The organism is Mesorhizobium sp. WSM4848 (assembly GCF_055811375.1).
The window spans coordinates 170,806-184,008 of record NZ_JBVVPX010000006.1; the positions used below are offsets into that span (position 1 = coordinate 170,806).

9 protein-coding genes are annotated in these 13,203 nt (G+C 61.9%); 6 read left to right on the forward strand and 3 right to left on the reverse strand.

Annotated features, from left to right (window positions below; translation table 11 throughout):
• Window positions 1–35: 35 nt before the first annotated feature.
• Entirely contained in the window at window positions 36–3,056 is a 3,021-nt protein-coding gene (locus tag AC0L16_RS08880) for an Rne/Rng family ribonuclease (RefSeq protein WP_473620207.1), read from the reverse strand.
• Between the two features lie 683 nt (window positions 3,057–3,739).
• On the opposite strand from AC0L16_RS08880, the gene AC0L16_RS08885 reads away from it, so the two are divergent.
• From AC0L16_RS08885 to prfB, 3 genes are all read left to right on the forward strand, one after another.
• Window positions 3,740–5,017 carry an N-acetylmuramoyl-L-alanine amidase gene (locus AC0L16_RS08885; RefSeq protein ID WP_473620208.1) on the forward strand — a complete coding sequence of 426 codons (1,278 nt, stop codon included), beginning with the start codon at window positions 3,740–3,742 and terminating at the stop codon, window positions 5,015–5,017.
• A 212-nt stretch (window positions 5,018–5,229) separates the two neighbouring features.
• A complete protein-coding gene (locus tag AC0L16_RS08890) occupies window positions 5,230–7,686 on the forward strand; it encodes a penicillin-binding protein 1A (protein ID WP_473620210.1) in 2,457 nt (818 codons plus the stop codon).
• Between the two features lie 138 nt (window positions 7,687–7,824).
• Window positions 7,825–8,956, forward strand: a protein-coding gene (gene prfB / locus AC0L16_RS08895; RefSeq protein ID WP_143744589.1) for a peptide chain release factor 2 whose coding sequence is annotated in 2 segments (ribosomal slippage) — window positions 7,825–7,890 and window positions 7,892–8,956 — 1,131 coding nt in all. Because the reading frame shifts where the segments join, the coding sequence is not laid out codon by codon here.
• Window positions 8,957–8,994: 38 nt separating this feature from the next.
• On the opposite strand, the gene AC0L16_RS08900 is transcribed toward prfB, so the two are convergent.
• Window positions 8,995–9,321, reverse strand: a complete 327-nt coding sequence (locus tag AC0L16_RS08900; protein ID WP_473620211.1) for a hypothetical protein — start codon at window positions 9,319–9,321, stop codon at window positions 8,995–8,997.
• Window positions 9,322–9,387: 66 nt separating this feature from the next.
• On the opposite strand from AC0L16_RS08900, the gene AC0L16_RS08905 reads away from it, so the two are divergent.
• From AC0L16_RS08905 to AC0L16_RS08915, 3 genes are all read left to right on the forward strand, one after another.
• Window positions 9,388–9,774: a hypothetical protein gene (locus AC0L16_RS08905; protein ID WP_473620213.1), complete on the forward strand. Its 387-nt coding sequence runs from the start codon at window positions 9,388–9,390 to the stop codon at window positions 9,772–9,774.
• A gap of 222 nt (window positions 9,775–9,996) precedes the next feature.
• Complete coding sequence (locus tag AC0L16_RS08910) at window positions 9,997–10,365, forward strand: GFA family protein (RefSeq protein WP_473620214.1); 369 nt, start codon at window positions 9,997–9,999, stop codon at window positions 10,363–10,365.
• A 277-nt stretch (window positions 10,366–10,642) separates the two neighbouring features.
• Entirely contained in the window at window positions 10,643–11,293 is a 651-nt protein-coding gene (locus tag AC0L16_RS08915; protein ID WP_473620215.1) for a YiaD family glycine zipper/OmpA-like lipoprotein, read from the forward strand.
• Between the two features lie 104 nt (window positions 11,294–11,397).
• Here AC0L16_RS08915 and AC0L16_RS08920 read toward each other — a convergent pair whose 3' ends face one another.
• Complete coding sequence (locus AC0L16_RS08920; RefSeq protein ID WP_473620217.1) at window positions 11,398–13,023, reverse strand: DEAD/DEAH box helicase; 1,626 nt, start codon at window positions 13,021–13,023, stop codon at window positions 11,398–11,400.
• Between the last annotated feature and the right edge of the window lie 180 nt (window positions 13,024–13,203).

Genomic DNA, 13,203 nt, shown 5'->3' on the forward strand with positions numbered 1-13,203 from the left:
TTTGGTCAAAAGATCAGGCTAAACTACCAAAAAGCCTAGAAAAAGCCTTTCCGCTGCCACCAGCCGGCACGCTTCGGCTTCTCCTCGGTCTTTTCCTCTTCGGCAACAGTCGAAGACACGATCGGCTCAACCGGAGCATCGACCGCTACGGGCTTGCGTCGCGATGGGCGGACCTTCGGTTTTTCGTCGACGGCGGCCACGGCTGTTTCCTCCGAAACAGGTGCGGGAGCCTCGGCAGAAATTTCAGACTCGGCTACCGGCGTCTCGGCAACGACGTCCGCCGCAGCCTTCTTCGGCTTGGCGGCGCGGCGCGGCTTCTTCGGCTTTTCGGCGCTTGGCATGTCGTCATTGGCCGGAGCAAGGTCCACAAGCTCTTCGACCGGCTTTGCTTCGACCGACGTTGCTGCTGCCGGTTCGCCGGGAACGGCTACGCCCTCCAGGACCTCGGGACGGTCAGTCGACCCGGCAGTGCCTGCATCGAACTCGCCTTCGCCGTCTTCACGGCGATTGCGCTTGCCGCCGCGCTTGCCGCGCCGACGCTTCTTGCCCAGACCTTCGTCCTGCTCCTGACCTTCATCAGGCTCCCGACCTTCCGCTTGGCCGTCATCGGACGCTTCCATCACATCAGCGACGCCGACCTGGTCCTCGCGGTCTGCTTCGGCGCCTTCATTGCTTGAGGCTTCTGAGATGCCATCGGCAGTGGCCGAGATGGACGCGCCTTCCACTGGGGCGCCATGCTCGCGGTCGCGATCCTTGCCGCCGCGCCGTCTGCGGCGCTTGCGGCGCTTGCGATCGCGGCCTTCGCCATCCTCACTGGGCCTTGGCTGCTGCGGCTGCTGGGCCTGGCGCGGTTGTTCCGCCGGTGCAACGACCTCGTCGTCCTCCTCCTCGATGACGATTTCGTCGGCGGGCTCTTCCGGTTCGACATAGGCGGGCAAGGTCCGCACCTCGACGAAGCCTTCAGGTTTTTCAGCCAGCGCGCCGCGGAAGATCGCATAGTGCTGGGCGCCGACCGTGTCGTCGGCCTCGACGGTGATGGTCAGGCCGAAGCGGTTTTCGAGCTCCACCAGCGTGCCGCGCTTGTGGTTGAGCACATAGAGCGCGGTCGCCGCCGGCGTCCGCACCGTGATGTGGCTGCGCGAATCCTTGAGCAGGAATTCCTCGATCGCCCGCACCACCATCAGCGCGACAGACGAATCGGACCGCACATGGCCGGTGCCGCCGCAATGCGGGCAAGGCTTCATCGTCGATTCCAGCACGCTGGCGCGGATACGCTGGCGCGACATCTCCATCAGGCCGAAATGCGAGATGCGGCCGACCTGGATGCGGGCGCGGTCGTTCTTGAGGTGATCCTTCAGCCGCTTCTCGACGGAGCGGTTGTTGCGGTTCTCCTCCATGTCGATGAAGTCGATGACGATCAGGCCGGCGAGATCGCGCAGCCTCAGCTGCCGTGCGACCTCCTCGGCCGCTTCCAGATTGGTGTGAAGGGCTGTGTCCTCGATCGAGTGCTCCTTGGTGGAGCGGCCCGAATTGACGTCGATGGCGACCAGCGCTTCGGTCTGGTTGATGATGATGTAGCCGCCGCTCTTCAGCGTCACCTGCGGCTGCAGCATGCGGTCGAGCTGCGCCTCGATGCCGTTGCGCACGAAGATCGGCGTCGTGTCGCGGAACGGCTGCACGACCTTGGCGTGGCTCGGCATCAGCATGCGCATGAAGTCCTTGGCCTCGCGATAGCCCTCTTCGCCGGAGACCAGGATCTCGTCTATGTCCTTGTTGTAGAGGTCGCGCACCGAGCGCTTGATCAGGCTGCCTTCCTCGTAGACCAGGGCAGGGGCCGTCGACTGCAGCGTCAGGTTGCGGACGTTTTCCCAAAGCCGCATCAGATATTCGTAGTCGCGCTTGATCTCGGCTTTGGTACGGCTTTCGCCGGCCGTGCGCAGGATGACGCCCATGCCCTGCGGCACTTCGAGATCGGCGACGACCTCCTTCAGCCGCTTGCGGTCCTGCGCGTTGGTGATCTTGCGCGAGATGCCGCCGCCGCGCGCCGTGTTCGGCATCAGCACCGAATAGCGGCCGGCAAGCGACAGGTAGGTGGTGAGCGCCGCGCCCTTGTTGCCGCGCTCTTCCTTGACGACCTGGACCAGAAGGATCTGCCGGCGCTTGATCACTTCCTGGATCTTGTACTGGCGGCGCACCGGCTTACGGCGGTTGCGCGCTTCTTCCAGCGCATCCTCGGCGCCGACCGATTCGACCTCATGGTCGTCCGGATGCGATGACTGCACCTCTTCCAGCATGCCGCGATCATTGTCGGTGGAGGTGGCTTCGCCGGCGGCATCAGCCTGCGGCACGGCTTCGGAAATCACATCCGATTCGATGCTGGCGGCGATGGAATTCGGACCGCCTTCGGAAGGCCCAGTCTCGTCGCGGCCAGTCTTCTCGTCATGACTCGTCTCGTCATGACTCGCCTCGCTATGACTGGCGACATCCTCGCCATGCTCCGAAGGTGCGGACAGCGTGTCGACTTTTTCGGAAACGGCATCGACGTTCTGCGCGACCGCATCCTCGCCGTGTTCGCCGCCCTCATTGGAACGGCTGTCGTTGGAGCCGCTGTCATTGGAATCCACAGAATCGTCCGAATCGGCCGCACCAGCATCACGCTTGTGCTCGCCTCGGTCGCGGCTCTTGCCGCCGCGGCGGCGTCCGCGCCGGCCGCGATCACGGTTCTGGCGATCGTCGCCATCGCCGTCCTCATCGTCCTCGTCTTCAGCCTCCTGCGCTTCCGCGCGCAGCAGCGCCTGACGGTCGGCGACCGGAATCTGGTAGTAGTCGGGATGAATTTCACTGAAGGCGAGGAAACCGTGACGGTTGCCGCCATATTCGACAAAGGCTGCCTGAAGCGAGGGTTCGACGCGGGTTACGCGGGCGAGGTAGATATTTCCTTTGAGCTGCTTCTTGTCCTGGGATTCAAAGTCAAATTCTTCAATACGGTTACCGCGAACGACGACAACTCGTGTTTCCTCCGGGTGGGAGGCGTCTATCAGCATTTTGTTGGGCATTATTTCGTTTCCCCCCGGCAGCCGTCATCGCTTGCAGCTTGCGGGGCAAGGCCCGCTGCTGTGGATGAACATGGGTGCCGGGCAATTGAATGTCCGCCGGCCGCTGCCTGAGCGCCATGGCGGTGCCGCCCGCAGCCATAATGGCGCGGTTTGCTGCGGACCTTTCCATGATTGCGCTTGAAGCCATCGTAACCAGCAGAACCTTTTTGAACCAAAGCCCGGGAAAACCGGACCAGCTTGTTTGCTCGTACAGAGCCGGCGCGGGACAATCCCGGCCGTTTTCCTCACGCAGGCGCTTCCCCCGCCACGGGCTCACACCTGCGAAATTCGTCGCGATCACCTGTTGCCTTTTTCGCCTGACGCGAGAGGAGCCGTCGTTCATCTCACCTGTAGCAGGAAGCTGCGGAGAAGGACGGTTCCAGGATTGCAGTGATCCACCATCGCTTTTATGATTTGGCGGGTTGGAAGGCAACCCCGATTTCCGATGCCGGCAAAATGCAGTTCCGCAACGGAAGCACGTCTTTAAGCGTTGCATGAAAAGGCTTGGTTAACCTTCTCTGTATACCAACGGTTAATCGAGTTCGCGGCCTGACCGGCGTTTCTACAAGACGACGACACTCCGACAAGCAATTGGCCGACAACAGGATTGGGCGCCTGGCGCCAAACCGGAGCGACTGGAAGAGATGGCGCTGGCAGTCTTCACGCACAACAGTGGTCGCGCCGGAGGCATTTTTTTCTACGCCGCCCGCTTCCGCACTGCTAGTCTGCTGTTGCTGGTTGTCGCTTGCCTGGTTTTTTCGCCGATTTCCTTTGCCGCCGATGCGCCGCTGGCAGTGACGAGCTACAAAATGGCCGGCGACGCCACCAAGATGCGCATCGTCGTGAATTTCGATCGCGAGCCCGACGTCAAATGGTTCCTGCTGCGCGGCCCCCACCGTCTGGTCATCGACCTGCCAAGCACGAGATTCGCCATCAATGCCAAGGACGTGAAGGCGCGCGGCCTGGTCAGGAGCGTGCGCTACGGCGATCTCGGCGAGGGGGTGTCGCGGCTGATTCTCACCGGCAAGGGCTCATTCGCCGTCGACAGGTTCGACGTGCTCAAGAACGATGACGACAACGGCTACCGCATCGCCATCGACATGTCGGCGGCGTCCGTGCGGGAGTTCGACGCCGCTCTTGCCAATCAGGCGTTGACCACCGGCTCGACGGTATCCTCCGACAAGGGCGGCAGGGTCGGCACCGGCCCGGTCTCCAATCCAGGCCATCGCTTTACCGTCGTCATCGATCCAGGCCATGGCGGCATCGACGGCGGCGCCGCGGGCATGAACGGCACCGTCGAGAAGAACGTCACGCTCGCTTTCGCCACCGAATTGCGGGACAAACTCGCCGCAGTCGGCAAATACGACGTGTTTTTGACGCGCGAGACGGACCAATTCCTGCGGCTGGACGACCGCGTGCGCATTGCCCGCCAGCACGAGGCCGATCTGCTCATTTCGATCCACGCCGACACGATCCGGGTCAAGGGCCTTCGCGGCGCAACCGTCTATACCGTCTCCGATAAGGCTTCCGATCCCGAAGCGCAGGCGCTCGCCGACCGAGAAAACCTTTCCGACCAATTCGCCGGCATGGAAATCAAGGACGACAACAAGGAAGTAACCGACATCCTGATCGACCTGATTCGCCGCGAGACGCACAGTTTCTCGATGAGTTTTGCCCAAACGCTGGTCGGCCAGCTTTCCACCAGTGTCGGCCTCATCAACAATCCGCAGCGTTCGGCCAGCTTCAAGGTGTTGAAGGCGCCGGATGTTCCCTCCGTGCTGGTCGAACTCGGCTATCTGTCGAATGCCAAGGACGAGGCACAACTGCTCAGCGCCGATTGGCGCAGCAAGGCGGCCCAGAGCATAACCAATGCCATCGCCCTGTTCGCTTCAGCCAAGGCCGGAGCCGGAACCGGAGGCTGAGACGCTCGCGCCGCCCACAACCAGAGGCAGCGTTGCACGGCGACAACACTTTGCACTTATATTTCCGCCATTCGAGGCCGAAATTCCATGCTGCCGCATTTTGCCCACATGGTGGCGACATGGATTTTCGATTACCGGTCGGGATCGTCTCGAAAGCTTGCGCGAAAGGCGGCTTCGTTTAGGCAATTCCCGAACCAAGGACTGGAGCGGGCATGATTCGTCTTATTGGCTATTTCTTCGGCATCGGCACCGCGCTGGCCCTTTTGGTCGCGGCCGGCGTGGCGATCTATATCAGCCATCTGTCGAAGGATTTGCCCGACTACGAGGTCCTGGCCAAGTATGAACCGCCGGTGACGACCCGCATCCATGCGTCCGACGGTGCGCTGATGGCCGAATATGCGCGCGAGCGGCGCCTGTATTTGCCGATCCAGGCGGTGCCGGATCGTGTCAAGGCGGCCTTCCTGTCTGCCGAGGACAAGAACTTCTACAATCACCCCGGCATCGATATGACCGGCCTTGGCCGCGCAGTCATGGTCAATCTGCAGAATGCCGGCTCGGGCAAGCGCCAGGTCGGCGCCTCGACGATCACCCAGCAGGTGGCAAAAAACTTCCTGTTGTCCTCGGACCAGACCTACGAGCGCAAGATCAAGGAGATGATCCTGGCCTTCCGCATCGAGCAAGCCTATTCGAAGGACCGCATTCTCGAGCTCTACCTCAACGAGATTTTCTTCGGGCTCGGCGCCTATGGCGTCGCCGGCGCGGCGCTCACCTATTTCGACAAGGCGGTGAATGAACTCACCGTGGCGGAGGCGGCCTATCTGGCGGCTTTGCCGAAGGGCCCCTCCAACTATCATCCCTTCAAATATGCCGACCGCGCCATCGAGCGCCGCAACTGGGTGATCGACCAGATGGTCGGCAACGGCTACGTCACGCAAGAGGAAGGCGCCAAGGCCAAGGCCGAGCCGCTCGGCGTCAAGCCACGCCGCTCCGGCACCTATCTGTTCGCTGGCGAATATTTCACCGAGGAAGTGCGTCGCCAGATCAGCGCGCGCTACGGCGAGAATGCGCTCTACGAGGGCGGCCTGTCCGTCCGTACGACGCTCGATCCCAAGATGCAGCTCATCGCCCGCAAAGCCATGCAGAACGGCCTGATGAAGTTCGATACGCTGCGCGGCTATCGTGGGCCGGTGAAGACCATCGACGTATCCGGCGACTGGGGCGTGCCTTTGAGCGAAGTCAAAGGATTGGACGACGTGCCCGAATGGTCGCTCGCCGTCGTGCTCGACAGTTCGGAGAACGGCCTGTCGATCGGCCTTCGGCCGACCCGGCAGGTCTCGGGCGATCTCGTCAAGGATCGCGTCGAAGGCACCGTCAGCCGCGAGGACATGAGCTTCGCCATGCGTCATGTGGTCGGCGGCAGGACCGTCAAGGCCAAATCGCCGGCGGACGTGCTGAAGCCTGGCGACGCCATCTTCGTGCAGAAGAAAGAAGGTACGGATGGGGCCTATATCTTGCGCCAGGCCCCCGAAGTGGAGGGCGGCCTGATCGCCATGGATCCGCATACCGGGCGCGTTCTGGCCATGGTCGGCGGGTTCTCCTATTCGCTATCCGAATTCAACCGTACCACACAGGCCATGCGGCAGCCGGGTTCATCGTTCAAGCCGATCGTCTATGCCGCCGCTCTCGACAATGGCTATACGCCAGCTTCGGTGATCATGGACGGCCCGATCACCATCAAGAGCGGCAACACGACCTGGACACCGAAAAACTACGATGGAAGGACAGCGGGCCCGGCGACCTTGCGGTCCGGCATCGAGAGGTCGCGCAATCTAATGACTGTGCGCCTGGCCAACGACATGGGCATGAAACTGGTCGCCGAATATGCCGAGCGCTTCGGCGTCTATGATCGACTGGCGCCGTATCTGCCGATGGCGCTGGGGTCGGGCGAGACGACCGTGATGCGCATGGTATCGGCTTATTCGATCATGGCCAACGGCGGCAAGTCGATCAAGCCGACGCTGATCGACCGGATCCAGGATCGCTACGGCAAGACGGTATACAGGCAGGACGAACGCGGCTGCGAAAATTGCAATGCGGCCGAATGGCAGAACCAGCCTGAGCCGGAACTGGTCGACAATTCCGAGCAGGTGCTCGATCCGATGACCGCCTATCAGATCACCTCGATGATGGAGGGCGTCGTCGAGCGCGGCACCGGCGCTACCGTCGCCGAACTCGGTCGCCACATCGCCGGCAAGACCGGAACGACAAACGACGAGAAGGATACCTGGTTCATCGGCTACACGCCCAACCTCGTTGTCGGCCTTTATATGGGCTATGATCAGCCGAAAGGTCTTGGCAAGGGCGCGACCGGCGGCGGCCTCGCCGCGCCGATCTTCAAGGACTTCATGCGAGTGGCGCTGGACGGCACGCCCAATGTCGATTTCCAGGTTCCCGAAGGCATGAAGCTGATCGCCATCAATCGCAAAACCGGCATGCGGGCCAACCCGGACGACGCCGGCGCCTTTATCGAAGCCTTCAAGCCGGGCACCGGCCCAGCCGACAGCTATTGGGTGATTGGCATGGGTGCGGACGGCTCCAACGCCTCCGGCGGCGCGCTGTCGCCACAGGCCAACCAAGCCATCCAGTCCGGCGGCGGCGGGCTCTACTGACATGGGATAGGGTATTTGGGCCGGCTTTCGAGCCGGCCCATTTCGCTTTACAGGCGGCGGTGCCGTCCCTATGTATCGCGCCAACCCAGCTCTGTTAAGCAACAGGGCACCATTCAGCACAGGACAGAACGGCCTGCCATGCGCGCGGAAACGCAGAATATTGTCGACGAAATCAGGCAGGCGATAACCCTGCTGAGGAGGCATCTTTGACTGGGATCAAGCCATAAAGCGGCTTGAATACCTGAATGTGCGTGCCGAGGATTCGAGCCTCTGGAACGAGCCGCTGGAGGCGCAGAAGCTGATGCGTGAGCGCCAGGGCCTCGAGGAAGGCATCGCCGCGGTCAAAGGCCTAACCCAGGCGCTGGAAGACAATATCGGCTTGATCGAGCTTGGCGAGGAAGAGGGCGATGAGAGCGTCGTCGCCGAGGCGGAAGCGGCGATCCGCTCGATGCGCGGCGAAGCAAAGGCCCGCCAGATCGAGACGCTGCTTTCGGGCGAGGCGGACGCCAACGACAGCTATCTCGAAATCCATGCCGGCGCCGGCGGCACCGAAAGCCAGGACTGGGCCTCGATGCTCCTGCGCATGTACACGCGTTGGGCCGAGCGGCGCCGCTTCAAGGTCGAGGTGCTGGAAGTGCATGACGGCGAAGAGGCCGGCATCAAGTCCGCCACGCTGCTGATCAAGGGCCACAATGCCTATGGCTGGCTGAAGACGGAATCCGGCGTTCACCGTCTCGTGCGTATTTCGCCCTATGACAGCAATGCGCGCCGCCACACGTCCTTCGCCAGCGTCTGGGTCTATCCCGTGATCGACGATACGATCGAGATCGACGTTTCCGAATCGGATGTCCGCATCGACACCTATCGTTCGTCCGGATCGGGTGGCCAGCACGTCAACACCACCGATTCAGCGGTCCGCATCACCCATCTCGCCACCGGCATCGCGGTCGCCTGCCAGGCCGAGCGCTCCCAGCACAAGAACAAGGCGAAGGCCTGGGAGATGCTGCGTTCGCGGCTCTACGAGGAAGAGCTGAAGAAGCGCGAGGCGGTGGCGAACGCCACCGAAGCGTCGAAGAGCGATATCGGCTGGGGCCATCAGATCCGCTCCTACGTTCTGCAGCCCTATCAGCTGGTGAAGGATCTGCGCACGGGTGTCGAGAGCACAAGCCCGTCGAGCGTGCTGGACGGCGACCTCGACGATTTCATGGAGGCCTCGCTGTCGCAGCGCATCGAGGGCGGCGCCGGCGAAGTGGTGGCCGATATCGACTGAAGCTCCAGCAGGAACATCACGCTAGAGTAACAGGCTCTTCACTGTAATTGAGCGGGTGCTTTATGGCTTTGTTTTTTCATCGAATTTTCGACAATTACTTCTGCCTCCGGGTTAGATGTTGCAGGCCTGCCGGGCCTGGCCCGGAACCACTGCGAGTTCAATCTCGTTATCCGCGCGATCCCACTGCCGGGGTTGATGAAGTCACTCTCGTCAACCCCGGCAGGCTGGTTCTGGCTGCAGATGTCGGCGCTCGGTTGCAAAGCAATTTCTTGCGCCAGCAAAGGAATCAGCCCAGCATCCGAACGCTGGGAGAAAAAGCATTTATGGCCGGACGCGGCGTATCTGCGACCTGACGAGCCGGCCACTGGGAAGTTACGTTCCAAGAACGGGCAAGCGAAACGCTTGATAACTCGGTGATAGGAATTGCGCCCATGCCTGCTTCCACAACCCGACTGGCCTCAGCCGTCAAGACGGCGCGCCGCCTCCTGAATTCGATCATTGCGGTGGTGGCTCTGACGGCCGCCGTCACTACATTTGCAGCATCCGCCTTGGCGCACGACGCCACGCCGACTGCAGCGAAGCCGCAAGGCTGGAGTTACCCATTCTCCTGTTGTTCCGGCTATGATTGCCGCGCGGTCTCGCAGACGTTGATCAGCGAGCGTCCGGAGGGCTATGTCATCAAGGGAACAGGCGAGGTCGTGGGCTACAGCGATGCACGGATCAAGAATTCGCCCGACGGCGAGTATCACTGGTGTTCGGTCGCCGGCGCCAATGACGGAAAGACCATCTGCCTGTTCGTGCCACCGTCGTCGTTTTGATGCATGTCGCCCAAAAGCTTGCTCCGAGGGCCATGGCCTGACTCGAGGGTGCGCAGCGGTTTGGGATAACGACATGCATCAAAAGGATTGAAGCGCGGCGCCACGCGTCCGACGCAGGCAAGCCGAGTCTGCTGACAGGCGGTTGTCAACAGCGCCTCTTTATGTTGCCTTACCGCATGTTGCCTTACAGCGCGGGCGGGAAGCAATCGCGAGGGAGGCGTTATGACCATAAAGGCAAGCTGCCACTGCAGGGCGACGACGTTCGAGGTTTCGGAAACGCCGCTAACCGTGACGCAATGCACCTGCTCCTTCTGCTCGAAACGCGGCTCGTTGTGGGCCTATTACATTCCGTCGCAATTCAAGCTCACCAGCCCGCTCAAGAATGTCTCTTTCTATCAATGGGGCTCGAAAACGGTAAAACATGGTTTCTGCGCCACCTGCGGCTGCGGCACCTTCACCGAAACGCCCGACTGGTCGACCGGCAAGCCGAACTTCGACAATCCGAAAATCAGCGTGAATTCTCGCCTGTTCGACGATTTCGACCTTGATCAGGTCGAGGTCGTCGTCATCGACGGCAAGAATCTCTGGTAGCCGACAGTCTCTGCTAGCGGATCGGAATTTGCGCAACAGCGGCCGTTGAATTGACCGGGAAAAGCCATGGCCAGCCGCTTTTCCCCTTCCATTTTTCGCCGCATTTCATGTTACAAGCATAGAGCGACTTGCGTCCACTTGGACGCACAAAGTACGCTCTAAGACTTTGAATCTATGCATCGTGCTTTCCGAAAATCGATGATTTTCGGGCCGATGCAACGGAAGGGCTGATGCGGCGCGCCACTGGTGGGACCGCGGACTGGAGAGGGACTACCTGATGAAAAAGACTGTGCTCGTCGCCGTGGCGACGGCTGTGCTCGTGAGTGCCTGCACCACCACCGATCCGTATACCGGACAACAGAAAGTTTCCAATACTGCGGCCGGCGCCGGCATCGGCGCGCTGGCGGGTGCGGGGCTCGGCCTGCTTGCCGGTGGCAACGATCGCCGCAATGCGCTGATCGGCGCTGGCGTCGGCGCGCTCGCTGGCGGCGCCATCGGCGCCACGATGGACCAGAACGAGGCCGAACTGCGCCGGCAGCTTCAGGGTTCCGGCGTCAGCGTCACCCGCAGCGGCGACCAGATCATCCTCAACATGCCGTCCGACATCACCTTCAACGTCGACCAGGACGCGGTGAAGCCCGGCTTCTATCAAGTGCTGAATTCGGTCGCACTTGTGCTGAACAAGTTCCGCCGGACCACCGTCGACGTGTTCGGCCACACCGACTCGACCGGTGGCGACGAACACAATTTCGACCTGTCGCAGCGTCGCGCGCTGGCAGTCGCCAATTATCTGTCCGGGCAGGGCGTCGATACCCGCCGCTTCGCCGTCACCGGCTTCGGCAAGACGCGTCCGATCGCCTCCAATGCAACGGCCGCCGGCCGCGCCCAGAACCGCCGCGTCGAGATCCAGCTCTCACCGCTCACCTGAGCAAGACAAATAAGAAGACGGCTTTGCACATGAAAACGGCCCCGCAAGGGGCCGTTTTTGCTAGCCTTTGAGAATTTCTGCTGTGATCAGCCCAATTTTTGTTGTTAGCCCTTGGCGACGATGCGCATGAACGCGGGCATGTCGTCACCGAATCCGACGGTCCCATCGTTGTCTTCCTGGCGATGGCGGGCCGGGCGATTGCCGTCGCGCTGCGGCCTGGTGTCGCCACGTTCCGGCGCGCGCTGTTCGTTGCGATTGCGATCGGGCGAAGGCTTGCGTTCGGGGGAAGCTTGGCGTTCGGGGGAAGCTTGGCGCTCGGTGTTTTCCGAGCGGATCGCTTCTTTGCGCGCGCGCCGTTCACCGACATCGGAGACCGCGGTCTCGGCCGCCACTGGCTGTTCCTCGCGCGCCGCATCCGGTGCTGCAGCTTCGCTTTGCCTGGCGTGGCGTTCGCGTGGTCTGCGTTCGCCCCTCTCCTTGCCATCGTCCTTGCGGCCGGCGCGGCGGGGGGCGCCGCGGCCACGGCGGGGAGCATCGTCGTCTCCGCCCTCGCTGGCGACGACCGTCGACAGATCACCGTCATGCCACTCGATCTTGTTGCCAATCAGCCGCTCGATCGCGTCGATGTATTTGGTGTCGGACTTGGTGGCGATGGTGAAGGATTTGCCCGAGCGGCCGGCGCGGCCGGTGCGGCCGATGCGATGGACATAGTCCTCGGCATGGATCGGCACGTCGTAATTGAAGACGTGGCTGACATCGGGGATGTCGAGTCCGCGCGCCGCGACGTCCGACGCAACGAGATAGCGCAGTTTGCCGTCACGGAAATTGGCCAGCATCTGCATGCGCGCGCGCTGGTCCATGTCGCCATGCAGCGCGCCGGCGTCGAAATCATATTTCAGCAGCGAGCGGAAAAGCTCCGAGACCTCGATCTTGCGGTTGCAGAAGATGATGGCGTTCTTCAGCTCCGCATCCTCGGCCCTTATCAGATTGCGCAGCGTCTCGCGCTTGTCCCAAGGTTTCGAGCCGGATTTCACCAACCGCTGGATGATGTTGGTCGCGGCGGACGCCGCCTTCGAAACCTCGACGCGCACCGGCGCGTGCAGGAATTTCTCGGTGAGCTTGGTGATCTCAGGCGGCATCGTCGCCGAGAAGAACAGCGTCTGCCTGGTGAACGGGATCATCTCGCAGATGCGCTCGATGTCGGGAATGAAGCCCATGTCGAGCATGCGGTCGGCCTCATCGATGACCAGGATCTCGACGCCGTTGAGCAGAAGCTTTCCGCGCTCCCGATGATCGAGCAGGCGGCCTGGCGTCGCGATCAGCACGTCGGCGCCACGCTCCAGCTTCTTGTCCTGCTCGTCGAAGGATACGCCGCCGATCAGCAGCGCGATGTTGAGCTTGTGGTTCTTGCCGTATCTGATGAAGTTCTCTTCAACCTGCGCGGCAAGCTCGCGCGTTGGCTCGAGGATCAGCGTGCGCGGCATGCGGGCGCGTGCCCGGCCTTTTTCGAGGCGGGTCAGCATCGGCAGCACGAACGAGGCCGTCTTGCCGGTGCCGGTCTGGGCGATGCCCAAAATATCCTTGCCGAGCAAGGCGTGCGGAATGGCGCCGGCCTGGATCGGTGTCGGTTCGGTGTAACCGGCGTCGGTAACTGCGGAAAGGACCTTCGGCGACAGGCCGAGGTCTGCGAAGGTCAACACTTCTTGAGCGATCTGGGTGTCTGAGGACAAGTTTGGCTGTCTTTGGCTGGTTCGGGGGCGCAACGCAAGCGGTCGCGGCAAGCGCCGCGCGCCTGCAAGATTGGTATTGCAGGTAGGCGCAAGCCCACGATTTGTCAACACAAACAGGCGGGGGACGGCACGATTGTGAAGTCGTAACCTTAATCGCGATGCTTAATTGAACTGCCGTCG

Excerpts from the sequence above, each read along its gene's own strand:
- AC0L16_RS08880 (WP_473620207.1), bottom strand. The coding sequence starts at position 3,056 with ATGCCCAACAAAATGCTGATAGACGCCTCCCACCCGGAGGAAACACGA.
- AC0L16_RS08885 (WP_473620208.1), top strand. The coding sequence starts at position 3,740 with ATGGCGCTGGCAGTCTTCACGCACAACAGTGGTCGCGCCGGAGGCATT.
- AC0L16_RS08890 (WP_473620210.1), top strand. The coding sequence starts at position 5,230 with ATGATTCGTCTTATTGGCTATTTCTTCGGCATCGGCACCGCGCTGGCC.
- AC0L16_RS08905 (WP_473620213.1), top strand. The coding sequence starts at position 9,388 with ATGCCTGCTTCCACAACCCGACTGGCCTCAGCCGTCAAGACGGCGCGC.
- AC0L16_RS08910 (WP_473620214.1), top strand. The coding sequence starts at position 9,997 with ATGACCATAAAGGCAAGCTGCCACTGCAGGGCGACGACGTTCGAGGTT.
- AC0L16_RS08915 (WP_473620215.1), top strand. The coding sequence starts at position 10,643 with ATGAAAAAGACTGTGCTCGTCGCCGTGGCGACGGCTGTGCTCGTGAGT.